This is a genomic window from Streptomyces sp. NPDC054796 (genome assembly GCF_053611545.1).
This window is the reverse complement of the sequence record NZ_JBSHAO010000028.1, coordinates 1-23,255: the sequence shown is the minus strand read 5'-3', so window position 1 is coordinate 23,255 and position 23,255 is coordinate 1. Positions and strand designations below refer to the sequence as shown.

At 71.1% G+C, this 23,255-nt stretch carries 23 protein-coding genes; 18 read left to right on the top strand and 5 right to left on the bottom strand.

Features of this window, described 5'->3' with window-relative positions; all coding sequences use genetic code 11:
* Positions 1-76: 76 nt before the first annotated feature.
* Both ACWGJ2_RS22895 and ACWGJ2_RS22890 read left to right on the top strand, forming a co-directional pair.
* Positions 77-1,045 carry a LysR family transcriptional regulator gene (locus tag ACWGJ2_RS22895; RefSeq protein WP_453348031.1) on the top strand — a complete coding sequence of 323 codons (969 nt, stop codon included), beginning with the start codon at positions 77-79 and terminating at the stop codon, positions 1,043-1,045.
* Positions 1,046-1,205: 160 nt separating this feature from the next.
* Positions 1,206-1,790, top strand: coding sequence for a hypothetical protein (locus ACWGJ2_RS22890; RefSeq protein WP_453348030.1), 585 nt, complete (start codon positions 1,206-1,208; stop codon positions 1,788-1,790).
* 105 nt (positions 1,791-1,895) lie between these two features.
* Here ACWGJ2_RS22890 and ACWGJ2_RS22885 read toward each other — a convergent pair whose 3' ends face one another.
* Together ACWGJ2_RS22885 and ACWGJ2_RS22880 are read right to left on the bottom strand one after the other, a co-directional pair.
* Entirely contained in the window at positions 1,896-2,732 is an 837-nt protein-coding gene (locus ACWGJ2_RS22885) for an SDR family oxidoreductase (protein ID WP_453348029.1), read from the bottom strand.
* 96 nt (positions 2,733-2,828) lie between these two features.
* Positions 2,829-3,287: a MarR family winged helix-turn-helix transcriptional regulator gene (locus ACWGJ2_RS22880; RefSeq protein WP_453348028.1), complete on the bottom strand. Its 459-nt coding sequence runs from the start codon at positions 3,285-3,287 to the stop codon at positions 2,829-2,831.
* 118 nt (positions 3,288-3,405) lie between these two features.
* On the opposite strand from ACWGJ2_RS22880, the gene ACWGJ2_RS22875 reads away from it, so the two are divergent.
* The 3 genes from ACWGJ2_RS22875 (at position 3,406) to ACWGJ2_RS22865 (ending at position 6,568) form a co-directional block, all read left to right on the top strand.
* Entirely contained in the window at positions 3,406-4,878 is a 1,473-nt protein-coding gene (locus tag ACWGJ2_RS22875) for an MFS transporter (RefSeq protein WP_453348027.1), read from the top strand.
* A 143-nt stretch (positions 4,879-5,021) separates the two neighbouring features.
* On the top strand, positions 5,022-6,236 hold the full coding sequence (locus ACWGJ2_RS22870) for a cytochrome P450 (protein WP_453348026.1): 1,215 nt from the start codon (positions 5,022-5,024) through the stop codon (positions 6,234-6,236).
* A gap of 131 nt (positions 6,237-6,367) precedes the next feature.
* Entirely contained in the window at positions 6,368-6,568 is a 201-nt protein-coding gene (locus tag ACWGJ2_RS22865; RefSeq protein ID WP_453348025.1) for a ferredoxin, read from the top strand.
* 96 nt (positions 6,569-6,664) lie between these two features.
* Here ACWGJ2_RS22865 and bla read toward each other — a convergent pair whose 3' ends face one another.
* A complete protein-coding gene (gene bla, locus ACWGJ2_RS22860) occupies positions 6,665-7,636 on the bottom strand; it encodes a class A beta-lactamase (protein WP_453348113.1) in 972 nt (323 codons plus the stop codon).
* Positions 7,637-7,824: 188 nt separating this feature from the next.
* Here bla and ACWGJ2_RS22855 point away from each other — a divergent pair, with 188 nt between their 5' ends.
* From ACWGJ2_RS22855 to ACWGJ2_RS22845, 3 genes are all read left to right on the top strand, one after another.
* A complete protein-coding gene (locus ACWGJ2_RS22855; RefSeq protein ID WP_453348024.1) occupies positions 7,825-8,751 on the top strand; it encodes a LysR family transcriptional regulator in 927 nt (308 codons plus the stop codon).
* Positions 8,748-9,650, top strand: a complete 903-nt coding sequence (locus ACWGJ2_RS22850) for a serine hydrolase (protein ID WP_453348023.1) — start codon at positions 8,748-8,750, stop codon at positions 9,648-9,650. Before ACWGJ2_RS22855 ends, ACWGJ2_RS22850 begins: the two co-directional genes overlap by 4 nt.
* 572 nt (positions 9,651-10,222) lie before the next feature.
* Positions 10,223-11,098, top strand: coding sequence for an LLM class flavin-dependent oxidoreductase (locus ACWGJ2_RS22845; protein WP_453348112.1), 876 nt, complete (start codon positions 10,223-10,225; stop codon positions 11,096-11,098).
* A gap of 55 nt (positions 11,099-11,153) precedes the next feature.
* Here ACWGJ2_RS22845 and ACWGJ2_RS22840 read toward each other — a convergent pair whose 3' ends face one another.
* Complete coding sequence (locus ACWGJ2_RS22840; protein WP_453348022.1) at positions 11,154-11,633, bottom strand: MarR family winged helix-turn-helix transcriptional regulator; 480 nt, start codon at positions 11,631-11,633, stop codon at positions 11,154-11,156.
* A 175-nt stretch (positions 11,634-11,808) separates the two neighbouring features.
* Between ACWGJ2_RS22840 and ACWGJ2_RS22835 the strand changes: the two genes are divergently transcribed.
* The 8 genes from ACWGJ2_RS22835 to ACWGJ2_RS22800 all read left to right on the top strand — a co-directional run bounded on the left by ACWGJ2_RS22835 (position 11,809) and on the right by ACWGJ2_RS22800 (position 20,584).
* Positions 11,809-12,720: an SDR family oxidoreductase gene (locus tag ACWGJ2_RS22835; RefSeq protein ID WP_453348021.1), complete on the top strand. Its 912-nt coding sequence runs from the start codon at positions 11,809-11,811 to the stop codon at positions 12,718-12,720.
* Between the two features lies 1 nt (position 12,721).
* Positions 12,722-13,675, top strand: coding sequence for an amidohydrolase family protein (locus tag ACWGJ2_RS22830; RefSeq protein ID WP_453348020.1), 954 nt, complete (start codon positions 12,722-12,724; stop codon positions 13,673-13,675).
* A gap of 10 nt (positions 13,676-13,685) precedes the next feature.
* Positions 13,686-15,287: an acyl-CoA synthetase gene (locus tag ACWGJ2_RS22825; protein ID WP_453348019.1), complete on the top strand. Its 1,602-nt coding sequence runs from the start codon at positions 13,686-13,688 to the stop codon at positions 15,285-15,287.
* 40 nt (positions 15,288-15,327) lie between these two features.
* Positions 15,328-15,786 carry a MaoC family dehydratase gene (locus ACWGJ2_RS22820; protein WP_453348018.1) on the top strand — a complete coding sequence of 153 codons (459 nt, stop codon included), beginning with the start codon at positions 15,328-15,330 and terminating at the stop codon, positions 15,784-15,786.
* Positions 15,787-15,987: 201 nt separating this feature from the next.
* Positions 15,988-16,983 carry an SDR family NAD(P)-dependent oxidoreductase gene (locus ACWGJ2_RS22815; RefSeq protein ID WP_453348017.1) on the top strand — a complete coding sequence of 332 codons (996 nt, stop codon included), beginning with the start codon at positions 15,988-15,990 and terminating at the stop codon, positions 16,981-16,983.
* 153 nt (positions 16,984-17,136) lie between these two features.
* Positions 17,137-18,606: a lipase family protein gene (locus tag ACWGJ2_RS22810; RefSeq protein WP_453348016.1), complete on the top strand. Its 1,470-nt coding sequence runs from the start codon at positions 17,137-17,139 to the stop codon at positions 18,604-18,606.
* A 257-nt stretch (positions 18,607-18,863) separates the two neighbouring features.
* Entirely contained in the window at positions 18,864-19,760 is an 897-nt protein-coding gene (locus tag ACWGJ2_RS22805; RefSeq protein WP_453348015.1) for a helix-turn-helix domain-containing protein, read from the top strand.
* A 626-nt stretch (positions 19,761-20,386) separates the two neighbouring features.
* Positions 20,387-20,584 (top strand): hypothetical protein, encoded by a 198-nt coding sequence (locus tag ACWGJ2_RS22800; protein WP_453348014.1) that lies wholly within the window; start codon positions 20,387-20,389, stop codon positions 20,582-20,584.
* A gap of 84 nt (positions 20,585-20,668) precedes the next feature.
* Here ACWGJ2_RS22800 and ACWGJ2_RS22795 read toward each other — a convergent pair whose 3' ends face one another.
* On the bottom strand, positions 20,669-20,869 hold the full coding sequence (locus tag ACWGJ2_RS22795) for a DUF397 domain-containing protein (protein ID WP_453348111.1): 201 nt from the start codon (positions 20,867-20,869) through the stop codon (positions 20,669-20,671).
* 236 nt (positions 20,870-21,105) lie between these two features.
* Between ACWGJ2_RS22795 and ACWGJ2_RS22790 the strand changes: the two genes are divergently transcribed.
* Positions 21,106-21,756, top strand: coding sequence for a DUF2461 family protein (locus ACWGJ2_RS22790; RefSeq protein WP_453348013.1), 651 nt, complete (start codon positions 21,106-21,108; stop codon positions 21,754-21,756).
* Positions 21,757-21,877: 121 nt separating this feature from the next.
* Positions 21,878-23,242, top strand: a complete 1,365-nt coding sequence (locus ACWGJ2_RS22785) for an FAD-dependent oxidoreductase (protein WP_453348012.1) — start codon at positions 21,878-21,880, stop codon at positions 23,240-23,242.
* Positions 23,243-23,255 lie beyond the last annotated feature (13 nt).

Genomic DNA, 23,255 nt, shown 5'->3' with positions numbered 1-23,255 from the left:
ACGACCTTCGCAGAGGCACGGGTTGGGCACAATGGCTGCTTTCTTCAGGTGGGTTTAGACCGGCTAAACTCGCGGTGTGCTGAACGTGCGTCGACTGCTGCTGCTGACGGAGGCCGCCGAGCGCGGCTCGCTGACCGCTGCCGCCGAGGCGATGGGCATGACGACGTCCGCCGCTTCGCAGCAGATGTCCCTCTTCGAGCGCGAGTCGGGGCAGCCGCTGATCGAACGGTTGCCGCGCGGTGTGCGCACGACGGCGGCGGGGGAGGCGCTGGCCGAGCGCGGCCGGGTCATCCGGCGCGAACTGCGCGCCGCCGAGGGTGACTTGGACGCCTTCGCGCACGTCGAACGGGGCACACTGCGGCTGGGTTCCTTCCCCACGGCGAGTGCTTCGCTGCTGCCTCCGGCGCTGACCCGGTTCCGGCGGCGCCACCCCGGTGTGCGGACCGTCGTACGGGCCGGGGTCCTGGCCAGGTTGCAGGAGATGCTGCACACGGGCGAGGTGGAGACGGCCCTGCTGTGGCAGTACGAGTGGAATCGGATCGACGACGACGCGCTCGTCCTCACCCACCTTCTTGACGATCCCACCGTGCTCGTCGTGCCCGCAGACTCACCCCTGCTCGGACACCCGCGTGTCGCCCTCGAAGAGCTGGCCGAAGCGGAGTGGATCATCAGGGCCGACAACCACCCCGTCGCCGACGTCCTGCGCCGCAGTTGCCACCAGGCCGGGTTCGAACCGCGCATCGCCTACGAGTCGCACGACTACCAGGAGGCACAGGCCATGGTCGCCGCCGGGCTCGGCATCGCCCTGGCCCCGCGCCTCGCGCTCACCAGCCGCCGCAGCGACGTGCGGCTGCTGCCACTGGGCGGCGACACACCGGCTCCCGTGCGCCGCGTGCTGCTGGCCCGCGCCAGGTCACGTGCCGTGACTCCCACGGCGCAGGCCATGGGGGGTGTCCTGCGCGCCGTGGCCCGGAAGTTCGCGGACAGCGGGCTCGACGGACCACGCATCGGGTCGGTACGCCGCGCCGGGGGCCACCGGTCCTGAGCGCCGTGTCACGGCAGGGCCGCGTCACCCGTGCCCGGCCGTGACACGCGTACGGCCGTACCGCGTGCCGCGTACCGGGACAGGAGTGGAAGAGGGGGACGGGGGAATGCTCGCCACCGGACAGTGCACGGACCGAGGCATACCGGACCCGGGGAGCAGCATGGCCGCGACGACATCGGCACGCGGAGTGTGTGAGACGCGCGGAGCGCGTACGCGTCGGCTGGGAGCAGGCGCGGTGCTGGTGGTGCTGACCGCCGTGACGGCGGTCGGCTGCGGTGGCTCCGGGCAGTCCGACGGGGCACCCGCGGACGAGGGGCGCGGATCGGACTCCGGTTCGGCCCGCTCCTCGGAGAGCCCGTCGGCGGAGCACACCACCTCACCGAAGCCCTCGGTCTCGGCGGCGGACGGACGGGACACCGGCGCCTGTGCTGACGGCGACTGCGAGGTGGCGGTGTCCGATCCGGTGAAGATCCCCTTCAAGGGGCCTGACGGCCCGGCGACGCTGAACGTGACCGAGGTCGGCCCGAACAAGGTCGAGTACAGGGTGAAGTCGGGCAGCGGCAGTTCCGAGGGCGGGGCCAGCGGCACGGGCCAGGGCTGCATCACCGTCCTCCGCGAGAACGGCTCCGGCAACTCGTGCGGCGGAGTGGGGGACGACCCGCCGAGCGCGCAGCCCGACGCCGTGGTGATCCAGATGGCGGGCGGCGAGGACGGCACGGCGCTCCTCCACATGGTGTCGGACTGAGCGGCGCCGGGCTGGGCGCGTCGATCCGGGGTGTGTCGATCCGAGGCGCGTCGGCCTGGCGCCGTCGCGTCCCCTCAGTGCGCGACGAAGCCGGACGCGCTGCGGTCAGGTGAAGGCGATGTGGCCCGCCTGGGTGGCGGCGGTGACTCCTCCGTCGACGAGGAGATCGGTGCCGGAGATGAACCCGGCGGCGGGGCCGAGGAGGAAGTCGACGGCGTGGGCGATGTCCTCGGGAGTGCCGAGGCGGCCCGCGTTGGACCCTTCCAGCGCTGCCCGCATGTACCGGCCCGAGCTGCTGTTGTCGAGTTCCGCCTGGCCCATGGGGGTCGCGATGATGCCCGGGCTGACGGAGTTGATACGTGCGCCCCTGGCACCCCAGGTGACGCTGGCGTGCCGCATGCGCAGCTGGTTGGCGCGCTTGGCGAAGGAGTAGGCGGCGCCGCTGTGCGCGAAGGCGTCCTCGGCGGCGAAGGGCAGCCCCAGCAGCTCGTCGGCCGGGGTGGTGGCGAGTGCGGCCTCCTGCTCGGGGGAGAGCGCGGCGGTGTAGTTGTACCCGGCCATGCTGGCGATCACGACACCGGCCCCGCCGGGCTGGACGACCTCCGTGAACTCCTCCACCACCAGGGCCACCCCGAGCAGATCGACGGCGAGCACGGCCCTGATGTCGGCCTGGACGGGGGAGAGTCCCGCGGTGTGCACGAGTCGGGTGACGGGGCCCAGCGCGGCGGCCCGCTCGGCGAGGGCGTGTACCGCCTCGCGCGAGGAGACGTCGACGGGCTGGGTGGCCACCTCGTGCCCCTCGGCGCGCAGCCGCTCGGCCGCGGCGTCGAGCGCGACGGTGTCGTGGTCGGCCAGCAGGAGCCGGTGCCCCGAGCCGATGCGCCGCGCCACCGCCTGTCCCATGCCTCCGGTACCGATGACGACGAGGGTGCTCCGTGACATTGCGGGGCCTTTCACTGACGGGTGCGGAGTAAGGGGGGGCTGGACGTGGCCGTACGCCTACGTGTGCCGGAGGATCAGCTACGTGTGCCGGAGTGCTCAGCGTGGCCAGGGGCGGCCGGTGAGGCGTTCGATGTCGGTGTTGAACTGCTGGAGGTCGGCGATGAAGTTGGCCAGGCGCTCGGGCGGCCACTCGCTGATCACCTTGGTCATCCCGGTCACGATCTCGTCGCGCTCCGAGGCGAGGCGCTCCATGCCCTTGCGTGTGACGCGGAACTTGCGGGCCACCCCGCCCTCCGGGTCGAGCATCCGCTCCACGAGCCCGGCGCGCAGCAGCGCGTTGGTCTGCCGGGTGAAGGTGGAGGCGGCCAGGCCGAAGGCGTCGACGAAGTCCGCGATCGACATGGGTCCTTGGACCTCCAGCCTGCTGAGCAGCACATAGGCGCTGCGGTCCAGGGCGTCGCCCCCGCGGGTGCGGCGCGGTGAGGTCATCTCGCGATGCCGCATCAGGATCAGCATCTCCCGCTCGATGTGCTCGCTCGCCTGCTTCGCATCCATGCCGATCGCCTCCGGTCACGCGGCTGTACCCCTGCACAGTACGTCAAAGTGCAGGATGCTCAAGGAGAGCATCCTGCACTCTTTGTGCATGGTGCACTTTCTCTGTAGCGTGCACTTCATGACAGCTTCCGCGCCCCCGGCGCGTTCCGGAGCGACAGTGGCCGTGCTGGCCGGAGCCGGCATCGTGGCCTCCCTGATGCAGACCCTCGTGGTCCCGCTGATCGGCGAACTGCCCCGACTGCTGCACACGTCGAGCGCCAACGCCTCCTGGGTGATCACCGCGACCCTGCTCACCGGAGCCGTCGCCACCCCCGTCATCGGACGCTTAGGCGATCTGCACGGCAAACGGCGCCTGCTGCTGATCTGCGTCGGCCTGCTCGTCGCCGGCTCCCTGGTCTGCGCCGTGTCCGACACGCTCGTCCCGATGGTGATCGGCCGGGCCCTCCAGGGCATCGGCATGGGCATCGTCCCGCTCGGCATCAGCACCATGCGCGACGTCGTCGCGCCCGAACGCATGGGCACGTCCGTTGCGTTGATGAGTTCGTCGCTGGGGATCGGCGGCGCCCTCGGGCTGCCGCTCTCGGCCGCCATCGCGCAGAACACCGACTGGCACGTGCTCTTCTGGGGCTCGGCCGGTGTCAGCGCGCTGGTCGGCCTCGCCGTCGCCCTCCGCGTCCCGCACGTGCCCCCGGTCGCACGGGGCCGCTTCGACGTGCCGGGCGCCGTGGGCCTCGCCGCCGGTCTGGTCTGCCTGCTGCTGGCGGTCTCCAAGGGGGCCGAATGGGGCTGGGGCAGCGGCACCACCCTCGGCCTCTTCGCCGCCTCGGCCGTCGTGCTCCTCTGCTGGGGCTGGTTCGAGTTGCGCACCACCGACCCGCTGGTCGACCTGCGCACCACAGCGCGCCGTCCGGTTCTGCTCACCAACACCGCGTCCGTCGTCGTCGGATTCGCGATGTACGCGCAGTCCCTGATCGCCCCTCAGCTCCTCCAGCTTCCCGAGGCACTCGGTTATGGCCTGGGCCAGTCCATGCTCGCGGCGGGACTGTGGATGGCGCCCGCCGGACTCGTGATGATGGCCTTCTCGCCGCTCGGCGCGAAGCTCTCGGCACACTCCGGGCCCCGTGCCTCGCTGCTGACCGGAGCCCTGATCATCGCCCTCGGGTACGCGCTGGCGCTGCCCCTGATGGGCAGCGCCCCCGGCATCCTGGTCTTCTGCTGCGTCATCAGCGTCGGTGTCGCCTTCGCCTACGGAGCGATGCCCGCGATCATCATGGCGGCCGTGCCACGCTCCGAGACCGCGGCGGCCAACGGCTTCAACTCCCTGACGCGGTCCGTGGGGATCTCGGCCTCCAGCGCCATCGTCGGTGTCGTCCTCGCCCAGCTGAGCACGACCGTCGGCGGCTACACCGTCCCCACTCAGGACGGCTTCCGGGTCGCCTTCGTCATCAGCGCGGCCGTCGCCGTGCTGGCGGCCCTCCTCACGCTGGCGATCCCGCGCCGCACAGCGCTTCTCCCGGCCGCGCCGAGCGACGCCGGCACCGACACCGGCACCGGCACCGCGGCCGAGACCGCCCCCTCACCGGCCGGATGAGGGGCACCCGGCGGCAACGGACCGCGCCCACGCCCACATGCCGCACCTTGGCCGACGGGCCGGGGCCGCCGCATACGCACCAGCCAGGCGTCTACGGGGGGCGCCTTCCGTCCAGCGAAAACACCACCCCAGGGAGATGTCACATGAGTCAGAACCAGCAGACCGTGCGCTACCCGCTGCCCTACGAAGGCCCGTTGGACCCCCCGGCCGAATGGGAACGGCTGCGGCAGCAGTGCCCCGTGGCCACCGTCGAACTGCCCAGCGGTGACCATGCCACGCTGCTGACCCGGCACGAGCACGTCAGGAGCATGCTGGCCGACCCCCGCTTCTCCCGCCCCGCCGTCAACGACGACGCGGCACGTGTCGCCCCCGAGGGCGCCGGTTCCGTCGCCGCCAACGGCTCGGCGCTGACCGTGCCCGACAAGGGCGAGCCCCATCAGCGGTGGCGCCGCGCGGTGGGGAAGTGGTTCACCGCCAAGCGCATGGCCGCGCTGCGCCCCTCGATGACCGCGATCGCCGAACAGCTCATCGACGACATGGTCGAGCAGGGCGCGCCCGGAGACCTCAAGGCCAGTGTGGGCTTCCCGCTGCCCGTGTACGTCATCTGCGACATGCTGGGTGTGCCCGCCGCCGACCGTGACCGCTTCTCGCACTGGTCCGACGCGTTCCTCAACCTCACCCGCTTCACCAAGGAGGAGACGGACGCGGCGCAGATCGAGTTCATCCAGTACATGTCCGGGCACATCGCCGACAAGCGAGCCGAGCCCGCCGACGACCTCCTCAGCACCCTGATCAAGGAGAGCGAGGGCGAGGGCCAGGGACTGTCCGACGAGGAACTGCTGGCCACCGGGATGGCGCTGCTCGTCGCCGGGCACGAGACCACCGCCAACATGATCGGCAAGATGGTCTCCATGCTGCTGGCCGACCGCACCCGGTGGGAGCGGCTGCTGGCCGACCCGTCGCTGGTGCGCAACGCGGTGGAGGAGTCCCTGCGGTTTGACGCCAACCTCGGGTTCGGGCTGCGGCGCTATCTGACGGAGGACGTCGAGGTGGGTGGGGAGGTGCTGCCGCAGGGCACCACCGTGATCTGTAGCATGCCCGCCGCGAACCGCGACGAGGACGTGTTCGACGGTGCCGACGAGATGGACCTGGGCCGCACCCCCAACCCCCACCTCACCTTCGGGGCCGGACCGCACTCGTGTCTGGGCCAGGCGCTCGCCCGCACCGAACTCCAGGTCGTCCTGGAGACGCTGCTGCGCAGGCTCCCCACGCTCGAACTGGCCGTGCCCATCGAGGAGTTGGAGCGCGTGGAGGGGCTGCTCGTCGGCGGTCTGCGCAAGGTGCCCGTGCGCTGGTGACGGTGTGGTGACCGGTGCCCGTGCGGTGGTCGTCTCCCCGTCGCGGAGCCGGTTGCGCGCCGGACGTCTTCTCTCCCACCTCCATCCCCACTCCCACCCCGAGACCCCGAGACCCCGAGAAAGGAGACCGTATGAAGGTCACCGTGGACGAGGGCAAGTGCTGCGGCGCTGGCCAGTGTGTGCTGATCGCCCCGGAGGTGTTCGACCAGCGCGACGACGACGGCATCGTCGTCCTGCTGGAGCCCGAACCCGCCTCGGACCAGCACGACACGGTCCGTGAGGCCGCGGCCGTCTGCCCCGCGGCCGCCATCGAGGTCAGCGACGAGACGTGAGCCGGGTGTGCCCGTCCCCCTTCGCCGAGTGGCAGGGGGCGGGCACACCGCCCGCAGCGGATCCTGATCCCGAGTGTCGGCCCAGCGTGCTTCACGCTACGAGAGCGAGTCGGTGACCACGGTCGCCGCTTCCGCGATGAGCTTGTTGTCGAACTCGTCGCTCTCCTTGTCGCGGTTCGACATCACTGCCATGACGATCGGCGCCGAGTCCTCGGGCCACACCACGGCGATGTCGTTGCGGGCCCCGTAGCCGCTGCCGCTGCCGGTCTTGTCGCCGACCACCCAGCCCTTCGGCACCCCGGCCCTGATGAGTTCGTCCCCGGTGGTGTTGGTGCGCAGCCACTTCGTGAGCTGTGCGCGGTCGCCCTTGTTCAGGACGTCGCCGAGGACGAACGTGCGCAGGCTCTCGGCCATCGCGCGCGGCGTGCTCGTGTCCTTCGTCGAGCCCGGGGTCCAGCGGCTCAGGTCGGGCTCGGGGCGCTCCATGCGCGTGACATCGTCGCCGAGTTCTTCGAGGACGGCGTCCAGGCCCTTGGGCCCGCCGAGCGCGTCGAAGAGCAGATTGGCGGCGGCGTTGTCGCTGTAGCGGACGGCGGCGTCGCACAGCTCGCGCAGGGTCATTCCGCTCTCGACATGCTTCTCGGTGATGGGGGAGTTGGCGATCAGGTCGTCCTTGGAGTACGTGACGACCTTCTCCATCTCCTCGTCCGAGTGCTCGCGCAGCACGGCGCCCGCGGCCAGCGCCTTGAACGTGGAGGCGAAGGGGAACCGCTCGCCGTCGTTGTAGGCCACCTCGCGTCCGGTGCCCGTGTCGACGGCGTAGACGCCGAGCCGCGCGTCGAAGGTGCCCTCCAGCTTCTTGAACTTGCCTCTGAACGGCTTCACGGCCGAGTCCGACCCCGTCGACGCGGAGTCGGATGCGGAAGCGGTCGAGGACGAGGACGGCGAGGCGGATTCCGAGCCCGCACCCGATCCCGAGGTGTCGCCCTGGCCGCAGGCCACGAGCGGGACGAGGGCGAGCGTGGCCAGCGCGCCGAGGACGGAGCGCCGGAAACGGGCGTGCCGCACGGTCCTGTACTGCATGGTCCAAACCTCCAGGGCGGTCCCGCACACGGGCAGGACGCATCGGGGACGGAGCGGCACCGCCCCGTCCCGGGCGGGTGGTCGAGAGTGCCGGGATCACTCTCGCCCCCGCCCGTCATGCGGTCCAATACGCTCATGCGCGGTTCCATGCGGATTCGTCATAGGCTTCCCGCATGGACCTGGTAGGAGCGAGTCGCGCGTTCGTCAGCGTGAGTGAACGGGGCAGTTTCACCGTCGGCGCCGCCGCCGTGCGGATGTCGCAGCCGGTGGCCAGCCGTCGCGTCGCCGCGCTGGAGGAGCACTTCGGTGAGCAGCTGTTCGAGCGCACCTCGCGACGGGCCGTCCTCACCCCCTTCGGCCGGGACATGCTGCCCGCCGCGAGGCAGCTCGTGCAGGCGGCCGATGTGCTGCTGCACGAGGCGGAGGCAGCCAAGCGCAAACCGTGGCGGCTCGCGGTCCCCGGCATCTGCTCGACGGCCGGCCGCGCCCGCCTCGTCGCCGAGGCGCGGGGCCACGGGGTCACGCTCGACCTCCGCGTCGCGTCTCCGGCGCAGCGCATGGAGCTGGTCCACACGCAGCAGGTGCGCGCCGCGCTGCTCGCGGTGCCCGCGGACGACGCGACGTGGTCCGTGCCGCTGGGGCTCGCCGGTTCTCGAGAGCCGGGCGTGCGGCGGGTCTATCTGGAGACGCTGCGGGTGAGCCGCGCGTCCAGCGGTCCCGCCCGCCGCATCTGGATCCAGCCGGAGGACGATGTGCCGCACATCCGGGACCCGTTGACGCGGCTGCGCGACGCGTTGGGCCTGCGGCCCGCGCAACTGGGTGCCGCGGCCGATCTGACGACCGCGGCGGCCGAGGTCCTGTGCGGCGGCGACCTGCTGCTGTGCTCGCCCGCGCAGGCCGGTGAACTGGGCCTGCACTGGCGGCCCGTCGGCGAACTCGCGCTCAGCCGCGGATTCGCCCTCGCCACCGCGGCTGAGGGCAACCCGCAGCACATCGAAGGGCGCCTGGGCGACGCCATCGCGCGCTGCCTCGGCGCGGACGACGACACGACGGCAGCCGCGGGCACCGGCTCCGGCACCGGGGGAGGGGCCGCGGTATGAACACCGAGACACTGCTGCACGACATACGCGGACAACTGCGCGACGGCGGTCTGCGCGGCTGCCTGCTCGTGCGGGACCTGCACACGGGTGAGGAGCTGGGCATCGACCCGGACACCCAGCTTCCGTCCGCCTCCCTGGTCAAGGTCCCGCTCGCGCTGGCGACGGTGGAGCGCATCCGACGGGGCGAGCTGGACGGAGCCACCGCGCTCGACGTGCGGCCCGGCCGGATCACCACACCGGGGCCCACCGGGCTGAGCAGGTTCCGCCACCCCGCCCGGATCGCGATCGACGACCTGCTCTACCTGAGCACCTGCGTGAGCGACGGAACGGCCTCCGACGCGCTCTTCGGCCTCACCCCGCCGTCGCAGGTCGCCGGCATCATGGCCGAGCTGGGGCTGCGCGGCATCACCGTACGGCACAGCATGCGCGAGCTGTCCGACACACCCGTGGAACGCTTCGACGCGGGACAGGCACATCTCGCCCACTCGCTCGCCATCGACGCGGGCACCAGCGGGCGCGGTCACCGTGTGCCACAGCTCGACACCACCCGGGCCAACACCGGCAGCGCGCGTGCCTTCGTCGAGCTGCTTCAGGCGCTGTGGACACCGTCGAAGATCCCCGCGGAGGTGGCCGAGCGCGTACGCGACCTCATGCGCAACAACATGGTGCGGCACCGGCTCGCCCCGGACTTCAGCTCCGACGCCACCACCTGGTCGTCCAAGACCGGCACCCTTCTGAACCTGCGCCACGAGATCGGCACCGTCGAGCACTCCGACGGCCAGACCTTCGCCATCGCCGTGCTCACCGAGTCACTGGTCCCGGCCGGCGTCCAGCCCGGCGCGGACGCCCTCATGTCACACGTGGCCCGCACGCTGCGGGACCATCTGCGCCAGCGGTAGCGCTGCGCTGGGCTGTTCGGCGTTTCGGGGTGGCCCCTTCACGGGGGTGTTGCGCGCGGGACGGTTGGCCGGTGTGGTGGGTGCCGTAGGGTCCCGCGCTGATTTCTGTGCCCCTGTTTGGCGGGGTGCCGTCGTGTGGCTTGGCGTCGTGTTCGGGTGCGGGTCGGTGGCTGCGGCGCGGCGTGTGGTGACGGTGCGTCGCGGCTGGCGCCGCGTGGTTCTTGGCTCGGGCCGTGGTTGTGGGGTTGCTGTGTGGTGGGGGTCGGCGCCGCGCTGGGGTGTCTCCTCGGGCGTAAAGGTGTGCTTTTCGGCTTTCTGCCGGTGACTTGCTCGCCCTGCGGGGACCCCCCGCCACACCACCTCCCACCCGGTGGCCAACCTCCGGCCCGCTCCAACCGTTGTGGGCAGGCGTTCCGCACCACGCGAACGAACCCCCAGGAGGCACAGGCAAGGCGCGCGGGCAACCGGGGCCGGGGTCACATTGCCAGGGCGGTGCACACGCCTCACCCGTTCAACTGGCGGTCACCGGCCCGCCGGTTGCCGGGCTCGTCGGCGTGCAGCAGGATGCGGAGATGCGCTACTCCGTCAACATTCCGAACTTCGGCGACTTCGCCGACCCCAGGACCGTGGCGAAGGTGGCCTTCGCGGCGGAGCAAGCGGGGTGGGACGGGCTGTTCGTCTGGGACCACGTGCTGCACCGCAAGTACGCGGGCAAGCCGTTCGGCGACCCCTGGATGCTGCTGACCGCCGCCGCGCTGGCCACCTCCCGGATCAGGCTGGGCACCCTGGTCACCCCGGTCGCCCGGCGCCGCCCGCAGCAGCTCGCCCGCCAGGTGGCGACACTCGACGTCCTGAGCGGCGGCCGGGTCACCTTCGGTGCCGGGCTGGGCGGGCCCGTCGAGGACGAGTACGCGAGTTTTGGCGACACGACCGACCCGAAGGCGCTGGCCGGGCGGCTGGACGAGGGCCTGGACCTGCTGGCGCGCTACTGGTCGGGCGAGCCGGTGAACCATGAGGGACCGCACTACCAGGCGCGCGACGTGACACTGCTCCCCGCCACGGCGCAGCGCCCCCGGCCGCCGGTCTGGGTCGCGGGCTTCTGGCCGAACCGTCCGCCGATGCGCCGGGCCGCCCGCTGGGACGGCGCTGTCCCCCTCTTCGCCGACGCCGAGCACGGCCATGTGCCGCCCGTCGGGCAGGTCCGCGAGCTGGTCGCCTATGTGCGGGAGCAGGGCGAGCGGCGCGCGGACCGGCCCGGCACCTCCTTCGACATCGTCCTCGGCGGCGCCACGCCCGGCGACGACCCCGCCAGGACCCGCGATCTCGTCGGACCGCTGGCGGAAGCCGGAGCCACCTGGTGGGACGAGCGGCAGTTCCAGACCGGGGAAGCACTCGACCGGCTCACCCCCGTGCTGCGCCGCGTCGAGCAGGGCCCGCCGAACCTGTAGCGCGCAGGGGCAGCGTCCGCGTCGGGGCAGCGTCCGCGTCGGGACAGCGTCCGCGTCAGGACAGCGCGCGCCATGTGCGATGCAGCGTTTCGCGGAACCGGGTGACCTCCTCGGGGCTGAGGTCCCGGACCATGTCCTCTTCGAGCTGCCGGGCGGGTCCGGCGTACTCGGCCAGCAGCCGCCGGCCGGTGTCGGTGAGCAGGATGAGCCGCTCCCGGCGGTTGCGGGGGTTGGGTTCGCGGCGGATCAGCTCGCGGTTCTCCAGCGTGTGCACCATGTCGCCCATGGACTGGGCCGTGACGAACGAGTCCCGGGCGAGTTGCGCTGCCGACACCCCGTCGTGGCGTTCCAGCACGGTGAGCGCCGTGTACTGGAGCGCCGTGATGCCCGCGGGCTTGAGCAACTCCTCCAGGCGTGCGCGTACCACCAGTTCGGTCCGCTTGACCAGATACAGCAGTGAGGTGCTCACACCCGCCCCCTCGTCGTCCTCGCCGCCGCCACGGACCGCGCGGATGCCGCCATGGCACGCCTCCATTCCCTGGGATGCCGACCGGAAGCCGACGGTGCTCAGCCTAGGGCATTGACAGGATTCCTTAGCGTTGGCCACACTCGCCATTATCAGGATTCCTGTTAATCGTCGTGTGGTGCCCGCCTGCCCTCCGGCAATCTGGGCGGCATCACGGGCCCAACGGAACACGAGAGGCGCGGACATGGATCTGCACGGGAAAGCCGCCGTCGTCACCGGCAGCGGGCGCGGTCTCGGCCTGGGATACGCCCGGGCGCTCGCCGCCGCCGGAGCCGCGGTGGTGGTGAACGACGTCGACCAGGAGGCGGTCGACGCGGCGGTCGCGGCTGTCACCTCCGCCGGTGGCAAGGCCACCGGTGTGGTGGCCGCCGTCGGTGACAGCGAGGCGGCGGAGCGGCTGGTCGGCACGGCGGTCCGGGAGTTCGGACGCCTGGACGTGCTCGTCACCAACGCGGGCATCCTGCGCGACCGCGTGCTGTGGAAGATGACCGACGAGGACTTCGACGACGTCGTCCGCGTCCACCTGCGCGGCACCTTCACCTGCGCCCGCGCCGCCGCCGTACGGATGCGGCAGCAGGGGACGGGCGGACGGCTCGTGCTGATCTCCTCACCGGCCGGGCAGCGGGGCAACTTCGGGCAGACCAACTACGCCGCGGCGAAGGCGGGCATCGTCGCCATGGCCCGCACCTGGGCCCTGGAGCTGGCCAGGGCGGGCATCACCGTCAACGCCGTCGTGCCCGTCGCGGCCACCGAGATGACCCGCACCATCCCGGCCTTCGCACCCCTCATCGAGGAGTCCGAGCGCACGGGCGAGCCCCTGCCGGACTGGCTGCGCAGGGACGAGGGCCTGGGCGCGGTCGAGGACGTCGCCGGGCTGATCACCTTCCTCGCCTCCGACGCGGCCCAGGACATCACCGGGCAGGCCATCGGCGTCGGCGGCGACCGGCTCGCCCTGTGGGCACACCCCCAGGAGAAGGCGGTCGCCTTCGCCGACGGCGGCTGGAGCGCCGACGCGCTCGCCGCGCGGTGGCACAGCGGCGTGGGCGCCGAACCCGAGCCCTACGGCATTCCGGCACCCACGGCACCGGAGGCATGAGATGAGCGACCCCGCGAAGCGGGAGCGGAGCGCCCCCGCACCCGTACCCGAACCCGAACCCGCACCCACCCCCGCACCCGCCTTCGATGTCGACGCGCTGACCGCCATCGACGTCCACACCCACGCGGAGATCTCCAAGGACGGCCACGGCGCCCTCAGCCCCGAACTGTTCGGCGCCTCCGCCGCGTACTTCAAGACCCAGGGCCACCGGCAGCCGACCATCGAGGAGATGGCCCGCTACTACCGCGAACGCCGCATGGCGGCCGTGGTGTTCACCGTGGACGCGGAGCACGCCACCGGCCACCCGCGCATCGCCAACGAGGAGATCGCCGAGAGCTGCGCCGCCCACCCCGACGTGCTCGTCCCGTTCGCCAGCGTCGACCCCCACAAGGGCCTGGCCGGGGTGCGCGAGGTCCGTCGGCTGGTGAGGGAACACGGGGTGCGCGGCTTCAAGTTCCACCCCAGCATCCAGGCTTTCGCACCCAATGACACCCTCGCCTACCCCCTCTACGAGGCCATCGAGGAACTCGGCGTACCCGCGCTGTTCCACACCGGGCAGACCGGCATCGGCGCGGGTGTGCCCGGGGGCGGCGGCATCCGGCTGAAGTATTCGAATCCGATGCTGGTCGACGATGTCGCCGTCGACTTCCCGCACCTGCGCATCATCCTGGCCCACCCGTCGTTCCCCTGGCAGGACGAGGCACTGGCCGTGGCCACCCACAAGCCCTACGTCCACATCGATCTGTCCGGCTGGTCCCCGAAGTACTTCCCGCCACAACTGGTGCGCTACGCCAACAGCCTGCTCCAGGACAAGGTCCTCTTCGGCTCCGACTACCCCGTCATCACCCCCGACAGGTGGCTCGCCGACTTCGAGCGGCTCGACATCAAACCGGAGGTCCGTCCCAAGATCCTCAAGGAGAACGCCGCCCGTCTGCTGGGCCTGCTCAAGGACTGAAGGAGGCACGGTGTTGAACCAGGGCATCGGCTCCTGGCCGAAGCGCAGGGCACGCAGGACCCCGGACCGCATCGCCGTCGTCCACGAGGAACGGACCTGGACCTACCAGGAACTCCACGAGCGCGTGCTGCGCCTGGCCCACGCCCTGCGCGCGCTGGGCACGGGACACGGCGACCGCGTCGCGTATCTGGGCTCCAACCATCCCGCCTTCCTCGAAACCCTCTTCGCCACGGGTGCCATCGGCGCCGTCTTCGTCCCGCTCAACACCCGGCTCGCGGCGCCCGAACTGGCCTACAACCTCTCCGACTCCGGCAGTACGGTCCTCGTCCACGCGCCGGAGCAGGCCGAGGCCGCCCGCGTCGCGGCGGAGCGGTCGGGAGTACGGGAGCGCGTCGTCCTCGCAGGCGACGGGCCACCGGATGCCGTGGGGCAGGCACGGGACGGGGCTCTCCGCTACGGGGCTCTCCGCTACGAGGACCTGCTCGCCCGCGGCGGCACCGGGCCGCTGGACGAGGCCGTGGGCCCTGACGACCCGTGCATGATCATGTATACCTCCGGGACCACGGGCCGCCCCAAGGGTGCCGTCCTCTCCCACGCCAACATCATCTGGAACAGCGTCAACGTCCTCGTCGACACGGACCTCTCCGGCGACGAGGTCACACTCGTCAGCGCCCCGCTGTTCCACACCGCCGGTCTCAACATGACCTGCCTGCCCACCCTCCTCAAGGGCGGACGTGTGGTGCTGCTCGGCGCCTTCGACCCGGACCACGTGCTCCGGGTCATCGAGAGCCGACGCGTGACCTACATGTTCGCGGTGCCCACCATGTACGACGCCATGGCCGCCGCGCCACGCTGGGCGGACACCGACCTGTCCAGCCTGCGGTCACTCGTCTGCGGCGGCGCCCCGGTGCCCGCACGCACCATCGACACCTACCTCGCCCGCGGCCTGGCCTTCAGCCAGGGCTACGGCATGACCGAGGCATCACCCGGTGTGCTCTACCTGGACCGCGAACAGGCCGCGGCCAAGGCCGGTTCCGCCGGGGTGCCGCACTTCTTCACCGACGCACGCGTGGTGCTGCCCGACGGCGCTGACGCGACACCGGGCCAGAGCGGCGAGGTCCTCGTCCACGGCCCGAACGTGATGACGGGCTACTGGGGACGGCCACGGGACACCGAGGCGGCCTTCACCGGGGACAACTGGCTGCGCACGGGCGATGTGGCCCGGACGGACTCCGACGGGTTCGCCTACATCGTCGACCGCGTGAAGGACATGTTCGTCTCGGGCGGGGAGAACGTCTACCCGGCCGAGGTGGAGAACGCGCTCCTCGGCCATCCCGCCGTCGCCGAGTGCGCGGTCGTCGGTGTGGCCGACGAGGTGTGGGGCGAGGTCGGCCACGCGGTCGTCGTCCTGAAACCCGGTGCCGCGGCCGACGAGGCGGGGATCCTCGCCCATGTGCGGGGCGCGCTCGCCAAGTACAAGGTCCCCAAGTCGGTCGCCTTCGCGGAGTCCCTTCCCCGTACGGCGTCCGGCAAGGTCGCCAAACCGTCGCTGCGCGCCGACTGCGCCCACTCCGACGCCCACTCAGGCGCCCGCCCCGCCACCCACCCGTGACCGCGCCCCTCGGGGGCACCCCTCATCGAAAGGTACGCGCATGCCCACCACCGCCCACGGTCTCGACGCGCTCACAGCCCTCAGCGGAGCTGACCTCGGCCGCACGGACTGGCTCGAGATCACCCAGGAACGGGTGAACACCTTCGCCGACGCCACCGACGACCACCAGTGGATCCACACCGACCCGGAACGGGCGGCACAGGGCCCCTTCGGCGGACCCATCGCGCACGGATATCTGACCCTTTCCCTGGTCATCCCGCTCTTCACCGAGCTGCTGGAGATCACGGGCACCTCCCTGAGCGTCAACTACGGCCTGGACAAGGTCCGTTTCCCCCGCCCCGTGCCCGTCGGCGCGAAGATCCGCCTGCACGGCGCCGTCGGCCCGGTGGAAGAGGTGAAGGGCGACGGAGTGCAGATGCGGATGACGTTCACGGTGGAGGTCGAGGGCAGCGACAAGCCCGCATGTGTGGCCGAGGCGCTCTACCGCCACTACGCCTGACCCGGCGGCACATGTGCTGAACCGTGCCGGACCGGGCGCTGTCGGTGTGTTGTCGGTGAGGTGTCGGCGGGCGCGGGGACATTGGGGGAGTGGAGGCGGGGCGGGAGTACGGTGACCGGCCAAGGTGCGAGCGCCGTGCGCCGTCGCCGCCCTCCCGCCCCGTCGCCGTCACCGTCCCCCTCCCGACGTCAAGGAGTCCCTGTGTCTTCCGCACCCCCGGCCCGGCCCGTGTCCCGGCACCAGCGGTGGAACGTCCACCGGCTGCCGCGCGCCGATGGCAGAACCTTCCTGGTCACCGGCGGCAACGCGGGCATCGGCTACTTCGTCGCCGAGCAGCTCGCGGGAACGGGGGCCACGGTCGTCCTGGGCAGCCGGGACCCCGCGAAGGCCGAGGCGGCCATGGACACCCTCCGCTCCCGGGTGCCCGGCGCGCGGGTGCGGCACCTCCGACTGGACCTGGCCGACCTGACGTCGCTGAAGACGGCCGTGGGCACCGCCGTGGACACACTGGGGCTGGACCGCCTCGACGCGGTGGTCCACAACGCGGGTGTCGCACTCGACGACCCGCCCCGGCGAGAGACGGCGGACGGCAACGAGGTCATGTTCGGCACCAACCACCTGGGCCACTTCGCGCTGACCGGATGGCTCGCGCCACTGCTTCGCGGCGCGGAGGCGGGCAGGATCGTGACGGTCGGCAGCTTCGCCGCGAAGTCCGAGCGGCTGGACCTGAACGACCTCCAGTCCCGCCACGACTACCGGCCCAAGCGCACCTACGGGAGGTCGAAGCTGGCGCAGATGTACTTCGCCGCCGAACTCGACCGCCGCCTGCGTGCCGCCGACAGCACGGTGCGCAGTGTGATGGCACACCCCGGTGGCGCACTGGACTCGCTCACCCCCTCGCGTCCGCCCGTCCATGTGCGGAGCCTCGGCGCACGGCTGCGCGGCCTGCCCGCGGGGCTCGTCGTCCAGGGCAAGGACGCGGGCGCGTGGCCTGTGGTGCGGGCCGTCCTGGACCCGGAGGCGGCGGGCGGGCAACTGTGGGGACCACGGGTCTTCGGCCTGCGCGGCCGGCCACGGCCCGAGCCGGTCGCGCCCTATCTGACGGATCCGGAAGCGGACGCCGACACCGTCGCCGCGCACCTGTGGGACGCGAGCTGCGAACTGACCGGAGCCGATCCGGGCCTCGGGCTCACCTGAGACCGGCCCGGCGTGCGCGCGGACCGCCGGACCGGCCAACGTGGTTGCCCGAAGCAATAGTTACCGCAACGTAACTTACCGACGAGTTACCTTCGGTAAGCCCCCGCTGCTAGCTTGCGCTCACCTGCACCGGAGCAGAGCGAGGAGTGAGCCGTGAGCCGCACGAGTACCCGTTCGCGTTCCAGCTTCAGCGAGCCCGACGAGCAGTCGGCGTCGCCGGGATCCGTGCCGGGGGCCACGCCCGGCCGTCGGCGCAGACCGCGTGCCATGCGGGCGCTGGCCACCACCGTGGCCGCCGCGGCCTGCGTCGGCGTGGCCGTCGCACCGGCCTCCGCCACCGCACCCGCGTCCGCGCCCACCGCGCCCTCGGCCGCCGACGGACCGGAGTCGGTGGTCTCGCGCGGGGTGCCCATCCCCGCCTTCTACAACCCGCCCGCCGAACTGCCCTCCGACGACGGCACCCTGATCCGCAAGGAACCGCTGCCCCTCGGGCTGAGCCTGCCCGGCCTGGACGGACGCCCGATGCCGGGCACCGCGACCCGGCTGATGTACAAGTCCACCGACGCAGGCGGCGAGCCCGTCGCCGTCACGGGCGCCTACATAGAACCTTCGGCCGAGTGGAAGGGCGACGGGCCCCGCCCGCTCGTGGCGGTGGCCTCCGGCACCATGGGCCAGGGGGACCAGTGCGCGCCCTCGCTGGCGCTCCAGAACCCGCTGACCCTGGGCCGCGGGACCGTCTCCGTCGCCTACGAGGACCTGGCGATCTACCGTCTGCTGTCGACCGGAGCGGCCGTGGTCGTCACCGACTACGTCGGCCTCGGCGCCACCGACCGGCTGCACACCTACGTCAACCGTCTCGACCAGGGCCACGCCCTGCTGGACGCGGCACGCGCGGCGCGCTCCGTCCCGGGTGCCTCCGTCACCGCCGACTCCCGGGTGGGTCTGTACGGCTACAGCCAGGGTGGCGGCGCCAGCGCCTCGGCCGCCGAGCTGCAACCCTCCTACGCGCCCGACGTCAAGCTCGCCGGTGCCTACTCGGGCGCGCCTCCCGCCGATCTGACGGAGGTCATGAAGGGCATCGACGGGAGCGCGCTGGCCGGTGCGCTGGGCTGGTCCATCAACGGCTTCGCACAGTCCGACCCCGACCTGAAGGCGATCGTCGACGCACATGTCAACGAGACGGGCAGGAAGGCGCTGAAGGACACGTCCACCATGTGTGTCGGCGACGCCATCTTCGGCTACGGCTTCACCAAGAGCACCAAGTGGACCAACAGCGGTGACTCCCTCGGCGACATCATCGCCGCCGACCCCCGCGCCCAGGCCGCGCTCGACAAGCAGCGTATCGGCACCCTCAAGCCCGCGGTGCCGGTACGTGTGGCCACCGGCGTCGAGGACGACATCGTGCCCCACGAGCAGGCACGTCAACTGGCCGTCGACTGGTGCGGCAAGGGCGGCAACGTCACCTACGAGGGCCTCAAGGTGCCCAACCTCGGAGACAAGAGCCTCACCAACCACCTCGTCCCCCTCATCACCGACCAGGGCGACGCGATCTCCTGGATGACCGACCGCCTCTCGGGCAAGACCGCCACGTCCAACTGCGGGACGCTCCCCCTCAAGCGCTGATCCGCCGACCCCTGATCCGCCGACCCCTGTTCCGAGGGCCCGCTGATTCGAGGGCCCGCTGATTCGACGGCCCGCTGATCCGACGGCCCGTCGCGCCACCGCACCGGTGGGGCGACGGGCCGCTGTGGTGCTCCGCGCGGTTTCGAGGCCGCGCGCGAGAACCGTCGCAGGGCAGTGGAGTTTGTGCGTGATTGTGGTCTGCTGCTCTTCAGTTGGTGATGCCACAATCGGCTGTGTAGCAGATTGGGGGATGCCGCATGGTGGTGCCGTTGAAGGGGAGTGCGGCGGTGCAGCGCCTGCGGCTGCGCACCGAACTCCGTGAGGCGAGGCTGACCGCCGGGCTCACACAGAAGAGTGTCGCCCAGCACATGGAGTGGTCGCCGAGCAAACTGTTGCGCATCGAGGCGGGTGAGGTGGGCGTTTCCACCAACGACCTGCGGCAGTTGCTCGCTCTGTACCGGATAACGGAGAGCGAGCGGGTGGAGCAGCTCCTGGAAATGGCGCGGGCGAGCCGGAAGATGCCTTTCACCGAGTACCGCGACATTTTCGACAAGGAATTCCTCGAGTTCCTGGCCATGGAATCCTCTGCCACGGTGTCCCGGAGCTTCCAGCCGCTCGCGGTACCCGGTCTGCTGCAAACGGAGGAGTACGCCGCGTCCATCATGCGCACGTACACGCCGCAGCGCCTGGCCTCCGACATGCAGCGCATGGTCGAGGCCCGCATGATCCGCCAGGAAGTGCTCGAACAGGAGGACGCGGAGTTTTTCTTCATCCTGGACGAGTCCGTCGTCAGACGGCGTGTGGGCGGCGACGGCGTGATGCGTGCCCAACTGCGCCGCCTCGCCGAACTGGCGGCGAGACCGCAGATCAGCGTGATGGTCTACCCGTTCAGAGAGGGCGCCCACCCGGCGTCGGCACACTCCTTCACCCTCTTCGAGTTCACCGAGGAGATGCCCTCGCTGGTCTACATCGAGAATCTGAGCGAGGCCGCCATCAGCACGACTCCCGGGGACGCCGCGCGCTATCTCGATTACTTCTGGGACCTTGAGGCGAGATCCGTCAAGGACGAGGCGGCGCTGGACATGTTCCTGCGCCTCGCCGACGAGATGGGGCACGACGAGCCGCCGGGCCCGCCGGGCGAACCGACGTCATGATCCGTTCGCCGGGGGTTCCGCCGCGCGCCGCCGGGCCGTACGGCGGCTCACCGGGGAGCGCACGGAAGCACAGGCAGGGCGCAGGGTCAGCGCTGGAAGGTGCACAGGACTGTGGCTCCGCGCGAGCGAAGCCACAGAGGGCGCACTCGCTGCAACGAGTTCGCCCTGATGCCGAACCGCCCGGGCCACCGGAGGTCGGCGTCCAAGGAGAGGGCCTCCGTCTGCCGGGCGGCGGAAAATCCTCCCTGTTCAGGGCGGCCTTTCCGGGGCAGACTCCGTTGCCGTCTCGTGCACTGTTCTTTTCCCCGCGCGAGGATGTTAAACGCCAATCTGCTAGGTAGCGTGTCGCCGGATCGCAAATGGGCGATCTCCTTAATGAGAGTGCCGACACTGCGACCTGCTCCCGTCGGAGAGCGGAAGACGCGCATGATCACGTATCAGGGCGTGTTTCATTCCCCAAGACTGACGGGTGATCACATAGGTGCTTGGGCACGTCCTTGTTGGGGTCGGTCGTCTGCAAGCGACCGGTCCCTGAATGGCACCACAAAAGTCCCGGGCCATCAGGAGTACGCATGTCCTCATTCAGTGAAGAACCAGTGCCGCAAACAGGAGTGCCACAAGAACCGGTGCCGCACGGAAAGCCGCGCCAGATTCCCCGCCTTCCGCGGGTCAACGCGCTCACCGCCATCACCATCGCCGTCGCCTCGCTCGCGGCGGCGGTCGCCGTCCTCGTTCTCGTACCGGACGACATCGGCCGGGCGGCTGCGGGAGCCGTCGCCACGGCGGGACTGACGCTGGCGGGGCGGATGGGAACCCCGCGATAAGCCGGTCGCGCCAGACCGGTCGCGCACAGGCCGGTCGCAGTGACGGTGCGGTCCGCGCTCACCCGAGGCGGACCGCATCACCCCCTATACGGAGAAGGTGTCGTCCTGTTGCGAGGGGGCGGCGAGAAAACGCTGCCAGGAGGCGGGGGTGAAGCTGAGCGGAGCGCGATCGGGCTCCTTGGAATCGCGTACGAGTACGGCTCGCCCCGTCCACGCCACTTCTACGCACTGATTGCCGGAGGTGTCACTGGCAGACGCCTTCCGCCACGTCCAGGAGCCGTTCACGCCGATCCTTCCAAGCACGGAAGCCCCATCGCCGACCGGTCACGGACAAGGCTCCCGCGATCCGATTCGGAGCCGAGAATGGCTGCACCTTAGCAGCGTCCGCGCAGCCCGAAGGACCGCACTGCCACCCCGTCGGGTGACGCTGCTTTCCTGGCACCTCACCCGGCGCGGGGCCCCTCCGTGACCGTCGTTCCGACGGTCCCCGCAAGGGCGCGCGGCTCGGCTAGTGTGCGCGTATGTGCGCACTGTTCACCGGCTGGCCGGAACGGGCCGTGGAGGTGCTGCTCCACCTGGAGGGCGAGCCGTCGCACGCGGTGCGCGAGCGGTACCGGGCCGAGCGGGAGCAGCTCGTCAGGCAGCCCATGATCGCGCTGCTGAGCGATGTGGCGGACGCCGATCCCCGCTACGAGGACTTCTCCGTCTGGCACTACCGCACCAACTCCTGGTGGTGGCAGCACCAGGTCGGGGTGATCAGGCTCGGCCGCAAGGTCGAGATCGGCCTGCGCTTCGATCTCGACGGGCTGCGGGTCCAGGGCGCCTGGTGGTATCCCGATCCGGGTCAGGTCGACAGCTTCCGGGCGGCCGTCGCCGCCGAGGGGAGTGGCCGTGAGCTGGCCGCCGTCGTCGGAGAGCTGGCGGCGAGGGGGTACGAGATCTCCGGGGACGTGATGAAGCGGGCCCCGCGCGGCTATGTGTGCGACCCGTCACGTGCGGCGCTGCTGCGCCACCGGTCGCTGATCGCGGCGCGTCACCTCGGGGGCGACGGCTCGCTGCACACCTCCGGGGCCGTAGACGAGGTCCTCGCGGCGGCGCACGGACTCGACGCGCTGATGGCGTGGCTGGTCCGCCATGTGAACGGTTCCGCGTCCGGCCGTCCGGGGCGGTAAGCTCCCCGAATCTCGGCATAAGCTCGCCTTATGGGGTCATAAAGAGGACCCGGCTACCGACTTAGGTTTGCCTAAGTTTAGGATTTGATCAAGCCTGTCCTCGCTCGAAGGGAACCTGACCATGCCCCGCCCCCTGCGGGTAGCCATCGTCGGATCCGGCCCCGCCGGGATCTACGCCGCCGACGCGTTGCTCAAGTCCGACGTGGCCACCGAGCCCGGTGTGTCCATCGACATCTTCGAGCGCATGCCCGCACCGTTCGGCCTGATCCGCTACGGGGTCGCCCCCGACCACCCCCGGATCAAGGGCATCGTCAAGGCCCTCCACCAGGTGCTCGACAAGCCGCAGATCCGGCTCTTCGGCAACGTCGACTACCCGACCGACATCAGCGTCGACGACCTGCGCGCCTTCTACGACGCCGTGATCTTCGCCACCGGCGCGACGGCCGACCGCGAGCTGCCCCTCCCCGGCATCGAGCTGGACGGCTCCTACGGCGCCGCCGACTTCGTCTCCTGGTACGACGGGCACCCGGACGTGCCCAGGACCTGGCCGCTCACGGCGGAGAAGGTCGCCGTCCTCGGCGTCGGCAACGTCGCCCTGGACGTGGCCCGCGTGCTGGCCAAGACCGCCGACGAGCTGCTGCCGACCGAGATACCGCCGAACGTCCACGCGGGCCTCCAGGCGAACAGGGCCAAGGAGATCCACGTCTTCGGCCGCCGCGGCCCGGCTCAGGCCAAGTTCAGCCCGATGGAGCTGCGGGAGCTGGACCACTCCCCGAACATCGAGGTCATCGTCGACCCCGAGGACATCGACTACGACGAGGGCTCGATCGCGACCCGGCGCGCCAACAAGCAGGCCGACATGGTCGCCAAGACGCTGGAGAACTGGGCGATCCGCGACGTCGGTGACCGGCCGCACAAGCTGTTCCTGCACTTCTTCGAGTCACCGGCCGAGATCCTCGGCGAGGACGGCAAGGTCGTCGGCCTGCGCACCGAGCGCACGGCGCTCGACGGCACCGGCAACGTCAAGGGCACCGGCTCCTTCAAGGAGTGGGACGTCACCGGCGTCTACCGCGCCGTGGGCTACCTCTCCGACAAGCTGCCGAAGCTGCCCTGGGACATCGAGTCGGGCACGGTGCCGGACGAGGGCGGCCGGGTCATCCAGGAGACCGGCGAGCACCTTCAGTCCACGTACGTCACCGGCTGGATCCGGCGTGGCCCCGTGGGGCTGATCGGCCACACCAAGGGCGACGCCAACGAAACGGTCGCCAACCTGCTGGACGACCACGCCAACGGCCGCCTCCACACGCCCGCCTCGCCGGCGCCCGAGGCGGTGGAGGCGTTCCTCGCCGAGCGGAACGTCCGCTTCACCACGTGGGACGGCTGGTACCGCCTGGACGCGGCGGAGCGGGCCCTGGGCGAACCGCAGGGCCGCGAGCGCGTGAAGATCGTCGAGCGCGCTGACATGATCGAGGCGAGCGCCGAGTAGGACGGTTCCGCTC